Genomic DNA, 22,851 nt, shown 5'->3' with positions numbered 1-22,851 from the left:
ACGGCGCGGAACGCGAGCGCGGATCAAGGCTGCAAGGTCCAGTCCGCGGCGTACTGGCCGACCTGGGCCTGATTGAAGCCGGTGCCGGTGCCGATCCACATGAACAAGCCGCGGTCGCTCGGACGCAGCCAGATCAGGTCGCCGAAACCATCGCCGTTGTAGTCGCCGCTGGTCGCGAAGGTAAAGTTGGTCGGCGTGCCCTGGGCGAAGGAACCCATATAGCTGGCACCGTCCATGCGCCAGTAAGCCATGTAGGTATTGGCGGCATTGCGCCAGATCAGATCGGCCTTGCCGTCGCCGGTCACGTCGACCGCGCTGACCAGCGTCCAATCCGCGCTGTACTGACCGATCTGGGCGACGGTGAATCCGGAGCCCGCGCTCAGCCACATCGACATGGTGCGCGTGCTCGGCGAGTTCCAGATGATGTCGACCTTGCCGTCGGCGTTGAAGTCGGCGATCGCGGCGATCAGGTAGTCCGCGGGCGGCGTGTAGCTCTGGCCGCCCTTGTAGGTCGGGCCGTCCATCAGCCAGTACGCGAAATAACCGGCCTGCGGCTGACGCCAGAAAATGTCGTCCTTGCCGTCGCCGTCGATGTCGCCCTGCCCGGCCACCACCCAGCCGTCCGGATACTGGCCGATGGTGAACGGAACGAAGCCCGCCGCCTGCGACTGATACGAGAACAGCATGCGGTCGGAACTGCGCCGCATCAGGATGTCGGCTCGGCCGCTGGCCGTCGAACGGCCGATCGTGGCCGGCGTCAGGGTCGGGCTCAATCCCTGGTTGTAGCCGCTGGCGATCGTGGTGCCGTTCATGCTCCAGTAGGCGAGCGCGCCCAGCGATTGGTTCCACCACACCAGATCCGACTTGCCGTTGCCGTCCATGTCGTTGCGCGCACGGCTCGGATTGCTCGGGATCACGCTGGCGCGGAATCCGGCGACGATCGGCATCGTGAGCGTCATGCTGCGCACATTGTCGGACTGGTTGGCGACGCCGGTGGGACGTCCCTGGTAGCTGATGTTCGGGTTGGCGAAGTAGCGGATCGCGACCTGGCTGCTGCCGGGCAGGCGGTAGGCCATGACGGTGTAGAAACCGCTAGTCGAAGTCTCGCGATAGCCGTAGGAATAGACGTGCGCACCGGTGCTGCTGCTGTCTTCCTGGTTGTGCGCCTGGCCCATGTTGTGGCCCAGCTCGTGGGCCAGGGTTTCGTCGCGGCAGAAGTAGGTCTTGTTGTCGCCTTCGTCGAGGTCGTTGCCGTCGCTGACCACCGAATAGCCGAACGGGCTGTCGCTGTTGTCGATGCCGGTACCGCCGCCGCCGATCAACCAGGCGATGCCGCAGCCGTCGTTTTCGGGGGTGCGGAACTTGCGCACCAGCGACACCAGGTCGGCGCCGATCTGGTCGCGCAGCGTGCGCAAGGTAGTAAAGGCCGGGTCGACCGGAATCGTACCGGTGCCGCCCTTGTAGCCGGTCAGCTTCTCCAGCGCGTCGCCGTTGTCGGTCGCGTCCGGATAGTTGACCTGCAAGGTGCCGACCAGACGCAGGGTCGCCGGGACCTGGCTGTTGATATAGGCTTGGTTGGTGACGTCGACCACGTTGTTCAGACGGGTGACCGCCTGCGACTCGCCGCCCAGCGATGCCGCCAGGCCGGTGGTATAGCCGAGCAGCACGTCGACGGTGGTGGCCGCCGTGGCGGCCGGCTCGGCGCCCGCGGCTGCGGTCATGGGGCCGGAGCTGGTGCCGATCGAACTGGCCAACGACGGCGGGACGAAGTAGTCCGGCTCGGCGCCGGCGACATCGTGCGAACCGGGCAGCTTGCTGCGGTCGGTGCTGACGAACCAGGAGCGGCCCTGGGCCATGGTCAGGCGCAGGTTGTTGCCGTTGCCTTCCGGGACCACGCCGAACACGGCCTTTTCGCCGAAGGTGATGATGGCTTCGTCGCCGACGCCGGCGCCGTCCAGGCGGCCGACCCAGGTCCAGTTGCCATCGGCATGTTCGATGTGGCGTTCGTAGTTCAGCTGCAGCTTGCGGCCATCGGGCGCGGTAACGACCATCTGGCCGTCGGCGATCGCCCGCATCGCGTGATCTTCGCTGATGCTGACCGGGTAGGAGGTGTAGGCGCCTTCGCGACGAATCGCGCTGCGGCGGTCGTAGCCCAGCAGCACGCCGGTATCGGCGAGCTTGGCGTAGCCGGCGCGCGCCGGTTGCGGGGCGAAGCGCACGGTCCGCGCGACCTGGGCGCGCTGCGGCTGCGATCCGGTATTTCGAGCATCGCTGCGCGCGCCGCTCGACGTGTCCTTGCCGGTCTCGGCGGGGTCCATGCTGCAGGCCGCAAGGCCAAGCAGGGTGACGGCCAATACTAGATGTCGCACGGTGTTTACCCCGAGGTTTGGCCCGCGCGCCGTGTGCGCCGGGCTTCGGCACAAGAATAGCGCCAAAATCCGCGAGTCAATGCGACGGAAGCAGCAAACCGCGCCGATACGGGGGGCCGGTCGACGGGCCGTTTCCGAGCGCGCCAGCTATCTGAATGGCCCTGGCTACCGTCGAGAGGCAGGGGCCGGCCCAGGGTCTCTCAGCAAGCCCCGGGAACCGGTTACAGCGCCTCAGCGGCGCAATGCGATGCTCGGCAACTGCTTGAGCTGATCCTGCCAGGAATACTCGAAGATATAGCCGCCGTTCTCCGCGCAGATCACGCCCTGCTCGGGAGCGCCCGGCTTGAGGAAAGCCTGCGGGTAGGCGCCCAGCGAGGTGTAGTGGGTCACGTACGACATCCGCGTCAGCGCCTGGTTGCGGATCGCGGTGCCCTCGTGCGCGAGGTTGCCGTGCCAGATCAGGGCATCGCCCTTGCGCGGCAGGAAAACCCGCGGCTCCACCTTCATCTCGCGCATCCGCGCGTACAGGTACTCGGCGAACTGGCCGGGGTCCTTGACGCTGTCGGCCTCGAGCAGGATCGAGCCGTCACCCCAGTCGAAGAAGTCCGATACTTCGACCTGATGCGAGCCCGGGTAGTAGGCCAACGGCCCGGAATCGGGGCTGATGTCTTCCAGCGGAATCCAGCTCGCCGCCAGATGCGCGAGCTTGGTCTGCGTGCGCACGTACGGGTAATCGATGTGGATCGGCTGCTGACTGCCTTTATAGAAAGTCAGCGACTGGGTCGCGCAGGGCGCATCGTCGAACACCGCGCTCAAGAACTGCATCAGCTCGCGGGTCAGGCTGAGCTTGGCGGCGGCGTAGGAAATGGTATGGATGCTGTTGAACTTGACGCCGTCCGACTCGAGTTCGGCGGCGCTGAAATCGCGAACGTGCCCCTGCTTGGCCTTGAACTCGGCGAGCAGATCGAAATCCAGGTGATGCTTGCGCAGATAATCGATATCGCCGAAGAACGCGTCGATCAGCTGCGGATCCACAACGTTCTCGAAAATAACGATGCCGTCGCGCTTCCAATCCTTTAGCTTCTGCTCGAGGTCGAAATCGCAAGCCTCGGAATGCTTGTCGAGAAAACGCTTGAAATCGGGATCGTCCTGATCGATCCACGGTCGCGACGCCATCCACTCGTTCTTTCCGATCACCGCCATTACAAACTCCGTATATCCATAGTCACGGGAGGGAAGCCCGCCCGGTCGAACCGGCGCCGCCGCTTACGACGGCGCCCATGACGCTGTTACTTGACGTTTACGATGCCGACGCCGAACCAATCGCAATAAGGCACACCGTTGCCCTCGTCCGCCTCGATCTTCAGTCGCGAAGCCTTGCTGACATCGACGTTGATCGTCGCAGCGTAGGTGCGATCGACGGCGACGTCGTTGCTCGCACCGCCGTCCAGGCTCCAGCGCATGCGCACCACGCCCGCTTGCGGATTGCCGTCGCAGTCGGCGACGCTGCTGAAATCGGCCATGTAGGGCGACAGGGTCAGCGACTGCAGTCCCTTGACGTCGAACTCGATGCTAGCGCTCTTGCCGGCGTCCGGATGCATGGCGAAACGATCGTCCTGACGCGGCTCGACCTTCTGGTAGCCGTCGACGGTGGCGACGATGCGCGGAGTGAGCGCAGCCAAACCGGCCTTGAGGTCGGCGGCGGCCACCGGATCGGCCTTGGCCGGCTTCGCCGGTGCGGCGGCCGGTGCGGCGGCCGGCGCGACGGCGGCCGGCGTCTCGGGCGCAGTGGCGGCCGGGGCCGCTGCCGGCTCGGTCTTGGCCGCGTCGGAGCTGCTGTCCTTCCAACAACCGGTGCCCAAGGCCATAAACGCGATCGCGCTGCCCAGACCCACTGCGAACTTCTTGCTCATTGTCTTCACTGTCTCCGGTTACCGGCCGTCGTAAGGCCTAGTTTTGCATGTGCTTCGTGATGGACCGTCGATACCCTGTGCCTCAGCCCCAGGGGGCGTCGTAACCGGGGCGGCCGAAAACGATCACGTCCTGATGGTCGGCCCACGCACGCTCGATGTAGCTGAATATGCGCACACCCTGAATCTGTTCGATCATCCGCAACATCGCGTGCGGCTTGGCCAGCGATACGCCGTAGTTGCCGGGCACATACTGGCTCGATTCCGCCGGCGCGTAGTCGCTGTAGCCATAACCGCGTTCGCGGTAACCGTCCATCACCTGAGCCCACTTTTCGGCCCCCAGATACGGCGAGCGCTGATGGACCTGCTCGCACCAGCGTCCGTGCATCGTGGCCACGATGATGCCGTTCGGCGCCAGGAATCGCGCCAGATGCGCCAGCCAGCGCGCCGACTGCTCTTCCGCGACATGGGTGAACAAGGAACCGACCCAGATCAGTTCGAACTCGGTCCCGAAGTCGACCTCGGTCAGTTCCGGCTTGGACACCACCGGCGTCGCGTTGAAGCGCTGCGCGCAATAAGCGACGCCGTCGGTATCCAGGTCGCAGGCATGGAACTGCGCCTGCGGAAACATCCGGACCAGGTGCCGCAGCACCCGGCCGTGGCCGCAGGGCAGATCCAGAACGCGATCCACCCGATGCAGATAGCTCGACATGATCCCCGCGAGGATCACCTCGATCGCACTGCGTCCCACCTCGAAATACCACTGGTTATTCATCAGATCGTTCGGAGCGATTTCCGCGTCGATCGGTGCTGCGTTGTATTCGCTGACCCACTTGTTGATCAAATCGAGGTTGTACATGGACGCTCCCTGTCGAGCTCGCCTTTTATGGATCAGCCCTTGCGCTTGAGCGCGAAACAAGCCTGGTCGTACTTCGCACCATCGAAGTAGCCGGCGACGAATTCGAACTGGTCGCCGAACTGCGTACGCGCGTAGGCTTCCGGAATCCAGGTCTCGCCGTAGAAGCTCTCGTCGCGCGGTCCGCCACCACCGACACCGGCCGACGAAGCGTGCACGATGCGGCCTTCGCGGTAAGCGGCGCGCGCCGCGTCCAGGTCCGGGAACAGCGAGCCGAGCGCAGCCGCGTACGGCGCCGCCACCGGATCCTGCTCCTTGCACCAGGCGCAGTAGTCGAAGAAGGTTTCGTGGCGCGTGGTGAACGCGACCATCCCGCCCGGCTTGAGAATGCGCGCGAACTCCTGCATCCAGGCCTGGCACGCGGCCTCGGACAGGTGCGAGAACACCGAGTACGAGTAGATCAGGTCGAACGACGCATCGGCGTGCCGGGTCGGCGGGAACGGCGTACAGACCTCGAAGCGCGACGACTGGAACAGATCGCGGGTGACGTCGACGAACCACGGATCGACGTCCAGGCCGTGGATGTTCTCGACGCTCAGGTGCTCCATGAACACCCGCGAGATGCGACCCCAGCCGAAGCCGAAGTCGAGCGCGCGGGTATTGCGGTCCAGCGGCAGGCCGATGCGGCCCGCAGCATCGACCACGTTCTCGTAGAACGCGTGGGCCTGGCGCAGCGCGGCCTCCGACGACAGGCCGGTGGTGTTGCGCTGCAGCTCTTCGGTCGGGAACGCCGGCAGCTTTTCGCCCAGAGGGCTGACCTGAGTGGACTCCAGGCTTTGGATCAGGGTGCCCAGCCAAGCATTCTCGTTACCGCCGATATGTTCCATGAATAGTCTCGTTCTGCAGAAAATGGAGCGGCGCGCAGCCGCCTATGGCTCACGGCCGCAGGCGAAGCCCGCCGCCGTTCCGACTCAGAGCTTGCGCACCAGCGTCAGACCGTCCAGATCGCGCGCATCGCCCCAATCGAGCGTGGTCGACTGAACCACTTCCAGGCCCGCCTCGGCGGCGTAGCGATGGAAGGTTTCCATCGTCATCTTGTTGCGCGCATGCGGATTCATGCCGTAATGCTGACTCGGATCGGCGTCGTAGTTGGAGTGGTGGAACAGCGCCATGCCGCCGGACTTCAGGATCCGCGCCGAGTCGCGCAAATAGGACGCCACCAGATCGGGGCTGAAATGGACCATCGCGTCGTAGCAGAAGATCGCGGTGGCGCTCTCCGCTTCCAGCGGCTGGAAATCGTAGCCGTTGTTGCGAATGACCTGGACGCCCTCGAAGCGCTCCATACGGCGACGGCAAACCTCGAGGTTCTCCTCATGGATGTCCATCAGCGTGAGCTGCCTCGCCATCGGCGCGACCATCTCGGAGTGACGGCCATGGCCGCACGCGAGCTCGACCACGTTATCCAGGTCGAGACGATCGAAGTAGGGACGGAACAGATGATCCGAGTTCCAGAACATGAAAGTCCAGCGTTCCGCATCCGCGTAGTACTGGCTTTCCTTCCACGGTTCACCGACAACTTCGACCGACGATTTAAGATCCGACATAGTCTTTCCCATTTCTCTAGTTAGCGCAGAAAATATTCAAAGAAACCACATAGAAGCGCAGATACGCAGGAGCGCGCGACGGCGACGCTCCGGCCCTACAGATGCCAACCCGAGCTGCCGCGAATATACGCCATCGGCACCGGCCCGGTGTGGTGCATCGCGACAGAATATGCCCGCTTCACGGCGTGTCCGCGACCTCCCGGCGGGCGCGGGCGCGTAACGCAATATTGACGCGCTGTCCTAACCGGATTCCCAGCTCCTCGACGGAACGACAGGTCAGCTCGGACACGAAGATCGCGGCGACCAGGGTTATCGACCACAGAGAACGCAGCCAGGCCGCGCAAGGCATCGAGAAAGTCCAAACACACTGCCGCCGCAAGCGCATGACTGGCCCGTATGGCAGCGGTCATGTCAGTAGGTCCTGTACTTCCTTGCGATCCGAAAGGACCTTCACCTGCTCGTCGGCCAGACCGAAGTAATGGTGCAGATGTTCGGCGTATTCGCGCGCCAGCGCCTGCATCCTGGGCGACACGCTGTACTTCTTGCGCACCAGCTGCTGCATGCGCAGGACTTCGCGCAGATGCGGCAGGTTGTCGCTGCCGATCGTCACGCTGCCCGAATGGCGGCGATGGCGGTTGAGCGCGATCGGCGCGAACGCCAGATCGCCGTGTTCCAGCACCTTGAGATAAGTCAGCCAGTCGCCGGCGATGCGATAGCTGGTGATCTCGTCGATCGCGCCTTTCAGACTGCGCAGCAGCACGTCGCGGCGGAATACGGCAGCGCTGACGTTGGGCACGGTGTTCTTGACCGCCAGGCCATGATCGAGTTCTTCGGACAGGGTCGCGACGAAGGACTGGGTCCAGCGTTCGCGGCCGAGGTCGCTGACGTAATCCAAGTAGTCCGGCGCCAAGGTCCGGCCGGTGCCGTCGATCTGGGTCGATTGGCAGTAGCTCATGGCAACGGCGGAACGCGCCAGCGGGGCCGTCACCGTGGCCAGGAAATCCGGCGCCGACAGATCGTCCGCCTCGGCAATCCAGACCACGTCGCCGCGCGCGGCTTCTACGCCCTTCAGCCATTGGCGGAATACCGAGCCGGAATTCTGCGACGAAGCGATCACCCGCAGCGGCACGGGCGAGGACGCCTGCAACTCGCGCAGCAGGGACACGCTTTCGTCCGAGGATGCATCGTCCAGCACGATGATTTCGTACACCGGCAGGGTCTGGCGAACGATGGAATCGAGGCGCTCGGCCAGATAGTGCGCATAGTTGTAATTCGGCACGACCACCGAAACCAACGGCCGTTGCTGACGGGTCAGTGCGAGCAGATCCAGTACGTAGGAACGGAACGAGTACTCGGACTCGATCAGTTCGCGCACGCGTTCCGAGATCTCTTGGCGACGCGGCCTATCGGCGAGCAGTTTCAGACACTGATCCGCGTAGGCCTCGATGTCGAGCATCGGCGCCAGCGACCCACACTGATGCTGGATCAGGGCGTCGAGTCCGCCGGTACCGGCAAAGCCGACCACAGGCACGCCGACGTCGAACGACTCCAACACCACCGAGGGATACGGGTCCTCACGCGAGGTCAGCGCATACAGGTCGGCACCGGCGTAGTAGTGATCGGTATTGCTGCGCCGGCCGATGAAATGCAGCCGATCGGCCAGGCCCGCGCGCGCGACAGACGCGCGCACCTCGCGCTCGATCGACACGTCCGGATGCCCGACCCAGACGAAGTGGGCGGCGGCACGCTCGCGACAGACGCGCTCGGCCACCTGCACGAACAGGTCCACGCCCTTGCGCAGGTCGGCATAGCCCACGCAGAGCACGATCTCGGCGTCCTGAGCCAGGCCTAGTTCGTCGCGCAGCTCGCGACGCGCGCTGGCGATGTCGTGGCGCAGCGCATTGCGCTTGTACAGACCCTGCGGCCGGATCAGGGCCTGCTGCGGCGCCAGCGAGGCGTAACGCTCGAAGCCCTGCTTCACGGCATCGGCAGCGAACACCACGCGCACCGCCGTGTCGGCGATGTCGCAAGCGTGCCCGGCCAGGCTGTACTGCTCGATGACGCCGGGGAGCTCATGCACGAGAGACACGACTTCGATGCCCGCCTCGTACAGGTGGCGCGCAAAGCGGCCGCTCACCGTGGTGTTGGCGATGGCCACATCGACCCCGCGCGCGCGCAAGGCCCGCGCGGCGCTCGCCAGTTCGGCGTCGTTGGACGCGTCCAGCACGGTCGTCGGCGCCGAATCGTGGAACTCCGGTTCGAGCATGCCGCCGCCGAGCAGCACCGCCTCGACCGGAACGCCCATGCGTGCCAGTTCCCGCACCAGATTCAACGAAAGGTACTGAGCGCCGTGCGGGTGCGCATCGTGGGCGACGATCGCGACCGCGCCGATATCGGCGCTGGGCCGGATCGACGGAACCTCGATCGCGTCGCGGGTCGCCTGCAGGTAGGCGTAGCCGTAGCGGCGGTCGGGCTCCAGGTGCGCGCCCTCGGCCCATTCGTTCCAGGCATTGATGAAGACGACGCTTTCGCCGCAAACCGGGTGCTCGTGCGAGTAGCTCACCGCATGTTCGAGCCAGTCGCGGTAACGCTCCGGGGTGGAGTGAGCGAAGCTGTAGCCCTTGCCGGGCTTGCGCGCTTCATTGTCCCAACGCGGCACCACGCCCTTGAACAGCGGGTAGTTCGGCGTCGGCCAATGCTTGCCGCGGTCGGCCAGTTCGGCGTAGTCGAGAATATGCCCCGCATAGTCCGGGTTGACGATCTCGACGGTGTGATTGATCGAACGCAGGCCACGGCCGATCTTGTGCGGCGGAAATTCCAGGGCGGCGTCGAAACCGAACACGCCCGGATCGTCGATGTCGAACTGCACCATCGCCAGGAAGATCTCGCCCAAGCCCTGCTCGCGGCAATGCTCGCGCCAGACTTCCAGCGTGCGCTTGCAATCGGGCAGCAGCGACGGCCGATAGACGATCAGCAGCGGGCGCCCGTCGATACGGATGTAGCGCGAGTCGCGCAGGTACGGCAACGCATCGTGGATGAAGTTGAGATCGTTGTCGTGACTATGGTCCTGCCCGAGCAGGATGTCCTCGTCGTGACCGTCCCAACGGCGCGTCCAGTTCTCGTTCGCCCAGCACAGGCAGAACGGCAGATCGATGTCGGGATGGGCGATCAGCTGATCGAGCGGGCGCTCCAGCAGACGTCGGCCGGAGAACCAGTAGTGGTGGAAACAGAAACCATGCAGGCCGTACAGCTTGGCCAGTTCGGCCTGCCGACGCATCACGTCGACCAGACGCAGATCGTAGAAACCCAACTCGCCGGGCAGATGCGGCTGGTGATGGCCGATGAACTGCGGCAGCGCCTTGGAAACGTTGGTCCATTCGGTGAAGCCGCGCCCCCACCACTCGTCGTTCTCGGCGATCGGATGGAACTGCGGCAGGTAGAACGCGATCGCCTTCGCCGCCAACTGGGTCGGAGCGGCTAGGTCGGCCGGCATGGCCACGTACTCGGAGCCGTGCGCGGTCGACGAATGCGCGCGCAACGCTTCGGCGTAGCGCTCAAGCAGCGCGGACGACTGCGGCGCGCCTGAAGCGCTCTGGAAGCCCGGCGAGCCGGCCTCGACCATGGCGGGCACGGCGAAGCTGCCGCCATGGTTCAGCCAGCGCTGATAGGCGTTGGTACGGCCGAACACCGACCGGAAATTTCGGAACAGCCATCCCTTGATCGCCAGCCGTCGCTCCCAATCGAGCGGCAAGCGGCGATAGGACGCATGCAGCGCCCGGCCGATCCATGACCTCAACTTAGCCATGCGCTCTCCCGAGCAAGTGCTGAGACATCCAGCGCAGCGGCTTCGTCAGGCGCCAGCTCAGGGAATTGAACACTTCGGTCAATTCTCCCTGACGTTGAATCAAATCGTTCTGCAGCGCGGCTTCGTGCCGGTGCGCGGCATCCAGCTCCTCGTGCAGGCGTTCGAGCGAGCTCAAAGCCTCGGCACCCTGGCGCGCCAGGGCCTCCAGACGCTCGTTCAGATCGGCCACATGCTCGCCCAACGTCGCCAGCTGCGAACCCTGGCGATCGGCGATGTGGGTCGTGCCCAGCAGCTCACGCTCCTTGTCGCTGAGCACCTCGGACAAGGCGATCAGGTCTGCGCTCTGGCCGTCCAGCTTGCCGCGCAGGGCATCGAGTTGAACCTGCATCTCCGGCAGCATGCTGGAGCGCGCATCGGCGCGATCCACACGCTGCAGGACATTGGCCTGATACGTGGCCAGCTCGCCCTTGAGTTGCGCGATCAGCTCTTCGCGCGCGACCGATTCGCGACTGTGCGTCACCAGCTCGGCTTCACGGTCTGCGACACCCTGCTTGAGGTGGGCGATGAGCGTGCCGCGCTCTTCGATCACGTGCAGGTAATGCTTGATCTGGCCATCGCGATCCGCCACGCCCGCGCTCATCACCTCGGCGATCTCGGCGTTGCGCACGCCATCGCCCAGCACTTCGAATAGGCGATTCACCTGCGCGCCGGCATCGCCACGACCCAGCTCGGCCATGCGCCGCACGGATTCGGGCAGCTCGCTGCCGACCAGCAGCACACCCAAGCCGTGGGTGTGGCGGAATTCGAAACTGGGATAGCGCGCCGACAGCTCGTCCCACAAGCGCCACACACCGAAGTTGCGTTCACGCACCTGGGTGTCGTGGAACAGGATCACGCCGCGCTTTTGCGAAACCTTGGGCAGCCAGGTATCGAAGTCGTGCTTGACCGCTTCGTAGGTGTGCAGGCCGTCGATGTGCAGCAGTTCGACGGTACCGTCTTCGAAGCAGGCCAAGGCGTCGTCGAAGGTCATGCGCAGCAGCTGCGAGAAACCGGCGTAATGCTTCTGGTGGTGCTGCAGCAGGGTGCTGTACACGTCCTCGCCGTAGTGGCCGGCATGTTCGTCGCCCTCCCAGGTGTCGACCGCGAAGCAGTTGGTCGGCAGCGCGTTCTGCTTCACCGCTTGGCAGAAGGCCAGGTAGGAGGCGCCGTTGTGAGTGCCCAGCTCGACCAGCATGGACGGCTTGAGCTCTTCGACCAGCCATGCCGCGAACGGGATATGGCCCTGCCATGCGCTCGGCGGCAGCTTGACCGGGCGCATGCACATGCTGGGGTTGAGATCGAACATCGTCATGGCTATGCGCTCTTGTAAAAGCGGAATGCAACTCGCATCGCGACCTGGAATACACGGGCCCGCAGGCCCAGGCGCAGCTTGCGGAACACGCCCACGGTATCGCCCCAGTCCTGGCTGCTCGGATCGGGATGGTTGCGCTCCCAATCCGTGCTGACTTCCAGCAGCTCGCAGGCGCCGAACTTGGCCAGCGCGCGGTAGCCGTCGGGATAGAACCGCCAGCAATCTTGCGGGTAGCGATGCTCCGGGCCGCGTGAAGGCGCGATCAAGAAGATCCGGCCGCCCGGCTTCAGCACCCGCACCATCTCCAGCCAGCTCATCCAGAAGAACTCGACATGCTCGAAGGCCTGTCCGGAGATCACCAGATCGACCGAGCCGGACGCGAACGGCAGCCGGTACGGCGAGGCCAGAACCACGTCCACGCCCGGACCGGCTTCCAGGTCGATGCCGGTGTAGGACCACTTCGACTGGCCGAACAGGGTGCGGTAGGAACCGTTGACGTCGTAGGACCCGATGTCCACGACCGACAGCGACTGCTGCGGGTCCAGATGGCGGGCCACCAGGTCCTGCATGTGTTCGTACGAACTGACGTGCACTTAAGCGCTCCAGGGGGCCGTTCGCGGGCCGCGAACGGACTTGGCGGGGAGAATTCGGGGCGCCAGGGCGCGGCGCGGCTTCATGCAGCGCCCTTGCGCGCCTGCAGGCGGATACTGCGGAACGGGATGCCGACCAGGCCGGTCGACACGCTCGAAGTATGCGATTCGACCACCAGGCCGTCGTGGATCCAGTCGGCCTGCTCGTGCTCTATATAGGTGCCGTCGGCGACCGCGATGTCGAACGAGTAATGGCCCTGGGGCAGGATTGGCATCGCGAACTCGAACACCGCCGATAGCGACTCGCCGGCGGTCACGCCGACCGGCTGGTGCTGGTAGCTCAGATAGGTGTTGTCGCCGAACAGCGGCTGGCCCAGACGGTCCTTGACGAAGAAGCCGACGATCGGTTGCGTCAGGTCTCGATTCACATCGATCTCGACCTCCAAGCGCACCACCTCGCCGCCGACGACCCACGGCATCGTGTGCCCCTCGGTGTCGGTGAGCCTGACCGATGCGATCGAAGCCGCGCCATTGCCGAAGCCGGCGCGGTTGGGATCGAACTTGAACACTTCGATGTCGTTACGCAGCGCGGATTCGTTGATGCGTTCGATCCGGAAATCCGGACGAACGGGTTCCGGTGCGACGACGCGACGCGCAACGGCCGCGGGCCGCACGGTTTGATCGTAGGTGCTGGCGTGATAGGCCTCGCACACGGTCTTGGCGTCGCCGCTCATGCGCAGATGACCGGACTCCATGAGGATCGCGCGTTCGCACAGGCTGGTCACCGCCGTCGCGTCGTGGCTGACGAAGATCACCGTGCCGGTTTCCTGGAACTTGCGCAGGAAGCGCATGCACTTCTGGCCGAAGAACACGTCGCCGACCGACAGCGCCTCGTCGATCACTAGGATGTCGGCGTCGGCATGGGCGATCACCGCGAACGCCAGGCGCACATACATGCCGCTGGAATAGGTCTTCACCGGCTGCTCGATGAAGTCGCCGATATCGGCGAAAGCCACGATGTCGTCGAAGCGCTGATCGATCTGCTCGCGGGTCAGGCCCAGCACCGCGCCGTTCATGTAGACGTTTTCGCGGCCGGTGAACTCCGGATTGAAGCCGGCGCCGAGCTCCAGCAGCGCGGCGACGCGGCCGTTGACGTCGATGCTGCCGCTGGTCGGGGTCAGCGTGCCGCAGATGGTCTGCAGCAGGGTCGATTTGCCGGAGCCGTTGCGGCCGATGATGCCGACCGTCTCGCCGCGACGAATTTCCAGCGAGACGTCGCGCAGCGCCCAGAACTCTTTGAAGTACGCGCGCGGAGCGCGGCCGGCCAGCCGCTGCAGGCGCGGCATTATCGACTGCTTCAGTCGGTCCTCAGGGCGGCCGTAGACCTGATAGCACTTGGACACCGATTCGACGCGGATCGCGATCTCGCGCTCGTCCGCGGCGTCCGGCGCGACCTGGGTTTCGATCTCGGTCATGGCGCGCTCCTCAGACGACATCGGCGAATCCATTGCGGCTCTTCTGGAACCACCAATAGCCGATCCACGCGAACACCACCGCGAGCACCGAATACACTCCCAGCCCGATCCAGTCCGGCGTCTCCCCCGCGATCAGCACGGCGCGGCTCTGCTCGATGATGAAGGTCAGCGGGTTGAACAGGATGTACCAGCGAAATTCCTTCGGCAGCGCCGAAAGCGGGTAGAACACCGGCGCCATGAACATCAGCGCTGTGGTGAACAGGCCGGTGATCATGCCGATGTCGCGCACGAATACCGACGTCGCCGCGAGCAGCCAGCCGAAACCCATCGCCACGAATACCAGCGGCAGCACCACGATCGGGAAGAACACCGCGGTCCATGGGATCTCGTGCCCCAGGGCGAGCTGCGCCACCATCAGCACGACGAAGCTGACCAGCGCGTGGAACAGCGCCGAGCCGATCGCGACCCAGGGCAGCACTTCCAGCGGGAACACCACGCGCTTGACGTAGACGACGTTGCCCAAAACCAGGCCGGGCGCCTTGATGATGCATTCGGCAAGCAGGCCATGAATGATCACGCCGACGAACATGATCGCAGCGAAGCCGGCGCGCGTCTCCTCATGACCGACTCCCCAACGCGCCTTGAAGACGGTCGAGAACACGAAGGTGTAGATCGCCAGCATCAGCAAGGGGTTGAAGAACGACCAGGCCAGGCCGATCAGCGAACCGCGGTAGCGGCTGATCACATCGCGCTTGGTCATCTGGGTGATCAGCGACCAGTTGCGGCGCAGGCTGGCGAACATCGAGCCCAAGCTGGCGGGGTGTTTCGAATGCGGATTCATGCCTGCACCCCCTGCGACCGCGGAACGGCTCCTCCGATACCGCGGATGCCGGCCGAGAGCCAGGCATGCGATCGCGTTGCGACCCGCATCAAGCCAACGCGCCTTCTAGTTCGGCGCGCAGATCCGCCAGATCCTCGACCCCCACGCTCAGGCGAACCAGATTGTCGGCGATGCCCAGCGCGGCGCGCCGGTCCGGCGGAATCGAGGCGTGGGTCATCACCGCCGGGTGGTTGATCAGGCTTTCCACGCCGCCCAGGGATTCGGCGATGGCGAACAGCTCGCAGCGCTCCATCATCCGGCGCGCGCCGTCCATGCCGCCCTTGACGAAGATGCTGACCATGCCGCCGAAGCCGTGCATCTGGCGTTTGGCCAGTTCGTGCTGCGGGTGCGAAGTCAGGCCGGGGTAGATCACTTTCTCCACCGAGGGATGCGTCTGCAGCCACTCGGCCAGTGCCTGCGCGTTCTCGCAGTGTGCCTTCATGCGCAGGTGCAGGGTCTTGAGGCCCCGCAGCGCAAGGAAACTGTCGAACGGGCCCTGCACGCCGCCGACGGCGTTCTGCAGGAAGGTCATCTGCTCGGCGATGCCGGCGTCGTCGCCGACCACGACCATGCCGCCGACGATGTCGGAGTGGCCGTTGAGGTACTTGGTCGCCGAATGCATGACCAGGTGCGCGCCCAGTTCGAGCGGGCGCTGCAGGATCGGCGAGCTGAAGGTGTTGTCGACGACCACGATCAGGCCGCGCTTGCGCGCGATCTCGGCGATACGGGCGATGTCGACCAGCTTCAGCAGCGGGTTGGTCGGGGTTTCGATCCAGACCAGTTTGGTCTCGGGACGGATCGCGGCTTCGAACGCGGCCAGGTCGCTGAGGTCGACCCAGCTGAAGTCCAGGCCGGCCGAGCGGCGGCGCACGCGCTCGAACAGGCGATAGGTACCGCCGTAGACGTCGTCCATGGCGATCACGTGGCTGCCCGAGTCGAGCATTTCCAGGATCGTCGAGGTCGCGGCCAGGCCGGAAGCGAAGGCGTAGCCGTGGCTGCCGCCCTCCAGGCCGGCGACGCAGCGCTCGTAGGCGAAGCGAGTCGGATTATGGCTGCGCGAGTACTCGAAACCCTGGTGCATACCCGGGCTGCTCTGGGCGTAGGTCGAGGTGGCGTAGATTGGGGTCATCACCGCACCCGTGGTCGGGTCGGGCGACTGTCCCGCATGGATCGCGAGCGTACCCAGTCCGGGCTTGTGCGCCCCGCCATCCGGCTGTTGTTCAGTCATTGCGTCCTTCCGCTTCGGCTAGCATGCGCAAACGCGAATTCTAACATCGCCCATGAGTCCGACCCGGCGCTTGCCGCCCGACTTCAGTCACAGTGCAGCCTTTCCGTTGTTCGCTTTCGATGCGGCGACGGGACGCGGCTGGGTGCTGCATTTCGAGCCCCAGGATTACCGCCGCGCGAGCTTCCTGGATCAGCGCGCCCTGGACCACCGGAAGGTCAGCGGCTGGGAGCTTTCGATCGCCGAGATCGAGGCCGCGCTGGCGCCGCCGGAGCCGGGGCTGCCCCTGCACTGGATTTTCCATATCGGACACTGCGGCTCCAGTTTGGTCAGCAAATTTCTGGATATGCTAACCGGCGTGCTCGGCTTGCGCGAGCCCCTGCCCTTGCTGAGCCTCGCCCATGGCGTCGCCGATCCCGCCACGCAACGTTGGCAAGGCCCGGTGCTGCGCTTGCTGAACAGGGGGTTCGGCGACACCCAGGCCGTGGTGGTCAAGCCGACCAGCGCGGTGACCACCATCGCCGGACGGCTGCTGGCGCAGGCGCCGGGCCGGGCCTGCCTGCTCTGGATCGACCTGCGCAGCTGGTTGGCGACGATGCTGCGCGACGAGGGCCTACGCGACGACACCCTGGCCGGCGAGCCCCTGCGCCTGGCCGAATTCGGGCCCGAAGGCCTGCCGCCGGCCTCCGGCGACGGCGCCCGTCTGGCCCGGCTGTGGCTGGCCGAGCAGTTGCGCTGGCGCCGGCTGGTCGCCGATCCGGCCCTGGCCGGGCGCCTGATCGACCTGGATTTCGCCGCAGTGCTGGCCGACCCGGCCGGCCAGACCGCGCGCCTGGCCGTGCACTACGGCCTGACGGTGCCCGAAGACTGGGCGGCCCGGATCGCCGACTCGGGGCTGCTGCAGCGCTACGCCAAGGACCCGCGCCAGGCCTTCGACGCCGATGCGCGCGAGCGCGAACTGGCCGCGGCGGCGCAGGCGCATGCGGCGCAGATCGCGCAAGGATTGGACTGGGCTGGGGCGGCGCTGGAAACACTGGATGCGCAAGCGCTGCGGCCGCGACTGGGATTGCGTGGTTGAGTCCGTACGGTTGAGTCCGCGTCGGGCGAGGCGACGCGCAGGCGCTGCATCGCGGTAAGCCGCGTGTTCGCGGCGACTCGCGCTCAGGCAAGAAAGGTCGTCATCGCATAGCGCGTGCCGCGTCGCACCGGCAGCACTTCGTGCAGCAGCGAGCACGAGAACACCAGCGCCGATCCGGTCGCCGGCGAAAACAGATGCGGGCCGAACTCGGGATAGCGGAATTCGCCGCCCTCGTAACCGCCGGTATTGAGGTTCACCGACAGCGCGAAGCGGCGATAGGCGACGTCGGGAGTTTCGTTGTCGCGATGGGCGCGGAAATACCCCGCGTCCTCGGGATAGGCGAGCAGCTTGAAGGGATCGCGCCGGCCGACCTGGAACTGATAGACACGCGCGATCTCGGGCAGCGCGCGACGCAGCAGGCGTTCGTGCATGCGCGCCTCCAGCGCGGGATCGCGCGGGAAACTCTCGCGCCGCTGTTTCACGTTGGGGTCGAGCTGGAAGCGCTGTTCGCCGTCCTCCAGCACCAGGACGCCGGAGGCGTCGCCGCCGCCGCAATCGCTGTCCAAATGCCGGATCAGGTCCGCGCACAGCTCGGCTTCGAACACGTCGGGGATCTGCAGTACCGGTGCGATGCGCGCGGTCTGTGCGGGCATTAGCGCGGCTTCGCCGGTCGTGGGCGGCGGCGCCATGGCCGCCGGCAGGCGCGTCGCGGCCTGCAGGCGCAGATTGGCGTCGGCCAGCCACAGCGCATCCGCGCCCAGCCCGGCCAACCAGCGCGGCTCGGTCGCGTAGGCGCGCCAGCCCGTGGGCGGGCGGGCGTACGCGATGGGTCCCAGGCACAAGGCGACCGTGCCGGCCGGCGGCGCCGGCAGAGCGGCGGTCGCGGCTTCATCGGACGGCGTCGCCAGCCACAGCGGCGCGCCGGCGAACTCGGCGTGCAGGGTCTGGGCGACGCCGGCGGCATCGCGCAGGCGTACGTCGGGCAGGCGGTCGCCCGGCAGCCAGCGTTCGGCCGCCGCCGCGCTCACTGCACGCGCCGCCGCAGGAAGTTGAGCAGGTCGATGCGGGTGATCAGGCCGAGGAAGCGCTCGCCATCCATGACGATGGCGACATGGCCGCGATCGAACACCGGCAGCAGCGACTCGATCGGGTCGGCCACCGGGATCTTGTCGAGCTTGCTGACCATCGCGGTCGAGACCGGATCGCGGAATCGCGATTCGTCGCCGTAGACGTGCAGCAGCACGTCGCTCTCGTCGACGATGCCGACGATGTGCTCGCCGTCCATCACCGGCAGCTGCGACACGTCGTACAGCTTCATGCGCTGATACGCCGTGACCAGCAGGTCGTTGGGGCCGACCACCACGGTGTCGCGCTGCGAGTACGGGCGCAGGATCAGGTCGCGCAGATCGTTGTGGCTTTCGCGCTGGATGAAGCCGTTGTCGAGCATCCAGTAGTCGTTGTACATCTTCGACAGGTACTTGTTGCCGGTGTCGCAGACGAACACCAGCACGCGCTTGGGTTCGGTCTGTTCGCGGCAGTACTTCAGCGCCGCGGCCAGCAGGGTGCCGGTCGAGGAGCCGCCGAGGATGCCCTCCTTCTCCAGCAACTCGCGCGCGGTCAGGAAGCTTTCCTTGTCGCTGATCGCGTAGGCCTTCTTGACCCGGGTGAAGTCCGAGATCGGCGGCAGGAAGTCCTCGCCGATACCCTCGACCATCCAGCTCGCCGACTTGTCCGAGAGCGTGCCGCGGTTGATGTATTCCTCGAGGATCGAACCGACCGGGTCGGCCAGCACCAGTTCGGTGTCCGGCGACAGCTTGGCGAACGCGCGCGACAGGCCGGTCATGGTGCCGGAGCTGCCGCAACCGAACACGATCGCGTCGAGCTTGCCGTCCATCTGGGCCAGGATTTCCGGGCCGGTACCGAGCTCGTGCGCGGCCGGGTTGTCGGGGTTGCCGAACTGATTGATGAAGTAGGCGCCCGGGGTTTCGCGGGCGATGCGCTCGGCCAGGTCCTGGTAGTAGTCGGGATGGCCCTTGGCCACGTCCGAACGGGTCAGCACCACCTGCGCGCCCATCGCCTTGAGATTGAAGATCTTCTCGCGGCTCATCTTGTCCGGCACCACCAGCAGCAGCTTGTAGCCCTTCTGCTGGGCGACCAGGGCCAGGCCGATGCCGGTGTTGCCGGCGGTGCCTTCGACCAGGGTGTCGCCGGGCTTGATCCTGCCGGCCTTCTCGGCCGCTTCGATCATCGACAGGCCGATGCGGTCCTTGATCGAACCGCCGGGGTTCTGCGATTCGAGCTTGAGGTAGAGCTCGCACACGCCGGTGTCCAGGCGCTGGGCTTTGACGATCGGCGTCTGGCCGATCAGTTCGAGTACGGATTGGTGGATGGCCATGCGGTTACGCGGCTTCTGCGGGGCCGCATACGGCGCGGCGGGACCCGGCCATTCTAGCGGCGGTCCGCGCGCCGCGAAGCGCCCAAGCCGGCACGCGCTTATGCCGCCGTCGCAGCTCGGGCCTGCGTCGGCCGCGGGCGGACCGGTCGGGTTCGTCGGATTCGCTGGAAACTGAGGATCGGCGGGCCGGCGATGCTCACGGCCTGTCCGGTAGCCGCGGGCGGTGGCGGCCGACGAGGATGGCCGCCACCGCCCGCGCTGAAGAAGATTCAGTGGGTTTGCGTGTCGTACAACTGGGTCAATCGATCCTTCGCAGCCAGCTTCTCGCGCTTCATCTTCGCCAGGGTGACATCGTCGATCGGCAATACGCCGAGTTCCGCGTCCATCACCTTCTTATCGAGGTCCTTGTGGCGCTGGTAGAGCTGCTTGAACTCGGGGTTGCTCTTGATCAGCGCGTCGATTTCGGGCTGCGGTCGTTCTTCGAACATGAAAGCCTCCTTCAGCAGAAAAGCAAACGCCCCGGTCGATGACCAGGGCGTCGCGGGGGGTCCGTGAGGGGCGCCAGGCGGGGCGTACGGCCGGCCTCATACAGGCCGGCCACCGACTTGCTTGCGGTGGCGGGGTCCTGCAGAAGGTGGGCTTGCGTCATCGGCCTGGCTCTTCGCCAAGCGGAAATCCGGCCGCTTGGGTATTCGACCCTACTCCTCCTTTTCGGGACCGGCAAGGCCGAACGTCGCATTCGGCAGCTTCGGCATACAATCCGCGCCGGGGCGGTGCTCCCGGCGCGGACTTAAGCCACAAATAACTGATTTTTAAGATTATTTGTCGGAAACCACGACGTCGATGCGGTCGCCCTTGCCGCTGCGGCCGCTGCTCTGGATCTTGCTCTTGGCGACGCCGCCGGCGACCAGGGCATCGCGCACCGCGTCGGCGCGGCGCTGGGCGAGTTTGGCGTCGCCGGCCTGGGCTTCGACTTTGACCGTGCCCGAGGGGCCGGCCTGGACGTAGGCCGCCAGGGTCTTGACCTGACCGGCCGCAGCGCCGCCCAGGGCGGCCTTGCCGGCCGCGAAGGCGTCGCGGTTGAGGGCGAACACTTCGCCGCGCGCGTCGCGCTTGGACGCGGGCAGCTTGCCGCCGGCCATCAGTTCGGCTTCCTGGCGCGCCAGCGCCGCTTCGCGTTCGCGCGCGGCGTTGAGCTTGGCGGTCTGGGCGTCGCCGACGGTCGCCAGCGCGGCATCGGCGTCCTGGATGGTCAGGGCGTCGGCGGCGGCCTGGGCGCGCAGACGCTCGGCCTCCTCGGCCTGCATCTGCGCCTGCAGGCGCAGGCGTTCGGCTTCGGCGCGGGCGCGGTCGGCGTCGCGGCGGCTGGCTTCGACCAGCAGATCGCTGCGTTCGCGGTCGAGGCGGTCGACCTCGCGCTGCGCGGCCTGGCTGTGCGCGGCGATCTCGGCGATCTGGACCCGGCGCTCGGCGATGTAGAAGGCGCCGTCGCGGTCGCGGCGGTTGGCCTCGGCCAGGGCCTGCACGGCCTGGCGCGCCTGCAGGCGCTCGTAGGCGCCGAAGCTGTTGAGCGCGGGGTCCGCTTCGACGGCGGACAGGCGCCGCGACAGCCGCGCCACGTCGGGGTCCTCGGCCGCCCGCGCGGACGGCAGCGCCGCGCTCAGGGCCGCGGCCAGCAGGGTGCAGCAGATCGTGTGGCGCAGGCTCATCGGTCGTCTCCGGTCTGCAGGCGGCGGCGCAAATCGGCGATCTCGGCGCGGCGCTGGGTGAGTTCGGCGTTGATCACCGCGTCGCGGCTCTTGGCCGTAGCGAGGTCGGCGTCGACCGCGGCGGATGCGGCCAGGCGGCGCGCATCGTCCTCCCGGCCGCGCGACATCGCCCCCTGGGCCTGGCCCAGGGCGTTGCGCGCCGCGGCCAGTTCCTGCGGGGCGTACTGGTCGGCGTCGGCGCCGTCGGCGCGCGAGACCGCCTGCTGGGCGGCGGACAGCTCCGCGGTCGGCGGCGGCAGCGAGGCGCATGCGCTCAACGCCGAAGCGAGAACTAGTGCCAGCAGCGCGGAGCGCATCTGTGAGAAGCTGATTCGTGCGAAGCTTGCGGTCATAGGGGATGCCGTTGCGTAAGGAGTGCGCTCGGCCATTGTCGGAAGCCGGCGGCGTGCTTGCAACGGTACGTAGTCGTTAACAAGGGGTGTGTGCATGGACATCGGCTATTTCCTGAAGCTGATGACGGAAAAAAACGCGTCTGACATGTTCCTGACCACCGGGGCGCCGGTTTACATCAAGGTCGAGGGCAGACTGTACCCGCTTGGCAACACCGGTCTACCGCCGGGCATGGTCAAGAAGATCGCCTATTCGCTGATGGACGAGGGCCAGGTGCCCCAGTTCGAACGCGACCTGGAGCTGAACATGGCTCTGGCGCTGCCCGATGCCGGCCGCTTCCGCATCAACGTGTTCAAGCAACGCGGCGAAGTCGGCATGGTGATCCGCGCCATCCGCAGCATCATCCCCAGCATCGAAGAACTGCAGCTGCCGCAGGTGCTCAAGGAGATCATCATGGCCCCGCGCGGCCTGGTGCTGATCGTGGGCAGTACCGGCTCGGGCAAGTCGACGACGCTGGCGTCAATGATCGACCACCGCAACAGCAGCACCTCGGGCCACATCCTCACCATCGAGGATCCGATCGAGTACCTGCACAAGCACAAGAAGTCGATCGTCAACCAGCGCGAGGTCGGCCTGGACACGCACGCCTTCCACAACGCGCTCAAGAACGCGATGCGCGAAGCGCCGGACGTGATCCTGATCGGCGAAATCCTGGACGCGACCACGATGGAGGCGGCGATCGCCTTCGCCGAGACCGGTCACCTGTGCCTGGCGACGCTGCACTCCAACAACGCCGACCAGACCCTGGAACGCATCCTCAACTTCTTCAACGAGTCGGCGCACAAGAACGTGCTGATGAACCTGGCCTTGAACCTCAAGGCGGTGGTGTCGCAACGCCTGGTGGTCGGCACCGACGGCCGCCGCCTGCCCGCGGCCGAGATCCTGATCAACACCCCGCACGTGCGCGATCTGATGCGGCGCGGCCAGGTGCACGAGATCAAGCAGGCGATGGAAGAGTCGCTGGAAGAAGGCATGGAGTCGTTCGACCAGTGCCTGTTCCGGCTCTACAAGGAAGGCCGGATCGAGATGGAGGAGGCGCTCAAGGCCGCCGACTCGCGCGACGGCCTGGCGCTGAAGTTCCGCCTCTCCGAGGGCGGCGCCGAGCACGATCCTTACGCGGACATGTACGACGCCAACGCCGCGCATTGAGCGCG

Annotated in this window: 19 protein-coding genes; 2 read left to right on the top strand and 17 right to left on the bottom strand. The window is 66.0% G+C overall.

What is annotated here, in order from left to right; genetic code table 11:
- Positions 1–23: 23 nt before the first annotated feature.
- From ASE10_RS11440 to ASE10_RS11385, 12 genes are all read right to left on the bottom strand, one after another.
- Positions 24–2,318 carry a reprolysin-like metallopeptidase gene (locus ASE10_RS11440; protein WP_055908812.1) on the bottom strand — a complete coding sequence of 765 codons (2,295 nt, stop codon included), beginning with the start codon at positions 2,316–2,318 and terminating at the stop codon, positions 24–26.
- A 282-nt stretch (positions 2,319–2,600) separates the two neighbouring features.
- On the bottom strand, positions 2,601–3,572 hold the full coding sequence (locus ASE10_RS11435) for a phytanoyl-CoA dioxygenase family protein (RefSeq protein ID WP_055908816.1): 972 nt from the start codon (positions 3,570–3,572) through the stop codon (positions 2,601–2,603).
- Positions 3,573–3,658: 86 nt separating this feature from the next.
- Positions 3,659–4,282, bottom strand: a complete 624-nt coding sequence (locus ASE10_RS20760) for a hypothetical protein (RefSeq protein WP_055908819.1) — start codon at positions 4,280–4,282, stop codon at positions 3,659–3,661.
- Between the two features lie 82 nt (positions 4,283–4,364).
- A complete protein-coding gene (locus tag ASE10_RS11425) occupies positions 4,365–5,138 on the bottom strand; it encodes a class I SAM-dependent methyltransferase (protein ID WP_055908822.1) in 774 nt (257 codons plus the stop codon).
- Positions 5,139–5,170: 32 nt separating this feature from the next.
- Complete coding sequence (locus ASE10_RS11420) at positions 5,171–6,022, bottom strand: class I SAM-dependent methyltransferase (protein ID WP_055908825.1); 852 nt, start codon at positions 6,020–6,022, stop codon at positions 5,171–5,173.
- Between the two features lie 84 nt (positions 6,023–6,106).
- Positions 6,107–6,751: a class I SAM-dependent methyltransferase gene (locus tag ASE10_RS11415; protein ID WP_082575427.1), complete on the bottom strand. Its 645-nt coding sequence runs from the start codon at positions 6,749–6,751 to the stop codon at positions 6,107–6,109.
- A gap of 394 nt (positions 6,752–7,145) precedes the next feature.
- Positions 7,146–10,544, bottom strand: coding sequence for a glycoside hydrolase family 99-like domain-containing protein (locus ASE10_RS21075; protein WP_056304936.1), 3,399 nt, complete (start codon positions 10,542–10,544; stop codon positions 7,146–7,148).
- The gene (locus ASE10_RS21070; RefSeq protein WP_055908832.1) at positions 10,537–11,895 is read right to left on the bottom strand and encodes a class I SAM-dependent methyltransferase; all 1,359 of its coding nucleotides are present in this window, start codon (positions 11,893–11,895) and stop codon (positions 10,537–10,539) included. The genes ASE10_RS21075 and ASE10_RS21070 overlap by 8 nt, the downstream gene beginning before the upstream one ends.
- Before the next feature lie 2 nt (positions 11,896–11,897).
- Entirely contained in the window at positions 11,898–12,488 is a 591-nt protein-coding gene (locus ASE10_RS11400) for a class I SAM-dependent methyltransferase (protein ID WP_056304934.1), read from the bottom strand.
- 80 nt (positions 12,489–12,568) lie between these two features.
- Entirely contained in the window at positions 12,569–13,960 is a 1,392-nt protein-coding gene (locus ASE10_RS11395) for an ABC transporter ATP-binding protein (RefSeq protein WP_056304931.1), read from the bottom strand.
- Positions 13,961–13,970: 10 nt separating this feature from the next.
- The gene (locus ASE10_RS11390; RefSeq protein ID WP_056304930.1) at positions 13,971–14,801 is read right to left on the bottom strand and encodes an ABC transporter permease; all 831 of its coding nucleotides are present in this window, start codon (positions 14,799–14,801) and stop codon (positions 13,971–13,973) included.
- 88 nt (positions 14,802–14,889) lie between these two features.
- Positions 14,890–16,068, bottom strand: a complete 1,179-nt coding sequence (locus ASE10_RS11385) for a cystathionine gamma-synthase (protein WP_056304928.1) — start codon at positions 16,066–16,068, stop codon at positions 14,890–14,892.
- Positions 16,069–16,120: 52 nt separating this feature from the next.
- Between ASE10_RS11385 and ASE10_RS11380 the strand changes: the two genes are divergently transcribed.
- Complete coding sequence (locus ASE10_RS11380) at positions 16,121–17,143, top strand: hypothetical protein (RefSeq protein ID WP_157480852.1); 1,023 nt, start codon at positions 16,121–16,123, stop codon at positions 17,141–17,143.
- 83 nt (positions 17,144–17,226) lie between these two features.
- On the opposite strand, the gene ASE10_RS11375 is transcribed toward ASE10_RS11380, so the two are convergent.
- From ASE10_RS11375 to ASE10_RS11355, 5 genes are all read right to left on the bottom strand, one after another.
- A complete protein-coding gene (locus ASE10_RS11375; RefSeq protein ID WP_056304924.1) occupies positions 17,227–18,171 on the bottom strand; it encodes a 2OG-Fe(II) oxygenase in 945 nt (314 codons plus the stop codon).
- On the bottom strand, positions 18,168–19,538 hold the full coding sequence (locus tag ASE10_RS11370; protein ID WP_056098653.1) for a pyridoxal-phosphate dependent enzyme: 1,371 nt from the start codon (positions 19,536–19,538) through the stop codon (positions 18,168–18,170). Before ASE10_RS11370 ends, ASE10_RS11375 begins: the two co-directional genes overlap by 4 nt.
- 269 nt (positions 19,539–19,807) lie before the next feature.
- The gene (locus ASE10_RS11365; protein ID WP_055908858.1) at positions 19,808–20,026 is read right to left on the bottom strand and encodes a YdcH family protein; all 219 of its coding nucleotides are present in this window, start codon (positions 20,024–20,026) and stop codon (positions 19,808–19,810) included.
- A 330-nt stretch (positions 20,027–20,356) separates the two neighbouring features.
- Entirely contained in the window at positions 20,357–21,247 is an 891-nt protein-coding gene (locus tag ASE10_RS11360; protein WP_055908861.1) for an OmpA family protein, read from the bottom strand.
- Positions 21,244–21,564, bottom strand: coding sequence for a DUF4398 domain-containing protein (locus ASE10_RS11355; protein ID WP_235567555.1), 321 nt, complete (start codon positions 21,562–21,564; stop codon positions 21,244–21,246). The genes ASE10_RS11360 and ASE10_RS11355 overlap by 4 nt, the downstream gene beginning before the upstream one ends.
- A gap of 169 nt (positions 21,565–21,733) precedes the next feature.
- Here ASE10_RS11355 and ASE10_RS11350 point away from each other — a divergent pair, with 169 nt between their 5' ends.
- Entirely contained in the window at positions 21,734–22,846 is a 1,113-nt protein-coding gene (locus ASE10_RS11350) for a PilT/PilU family type 4a pilus ATPase (protein WP_055908868.1), read from the top strand.
- The last annotated feature ends 5 nt before the right edge of the window (positions 22,847–22,851 follow it).

This window comes from Lysobacter sp. Root76 (genome assembly GCF_001428685.1).
In the GTDB taxonomy this organism is placed as follows: Bacteria; Pseudomonadota; Gammaproteobacteria; order Xanthomonadales; family Xanthomonadaceae; genus Lysobacter.
This window is presented reverse-complemented; position numbering and strand designations above follow the sequence as displayed.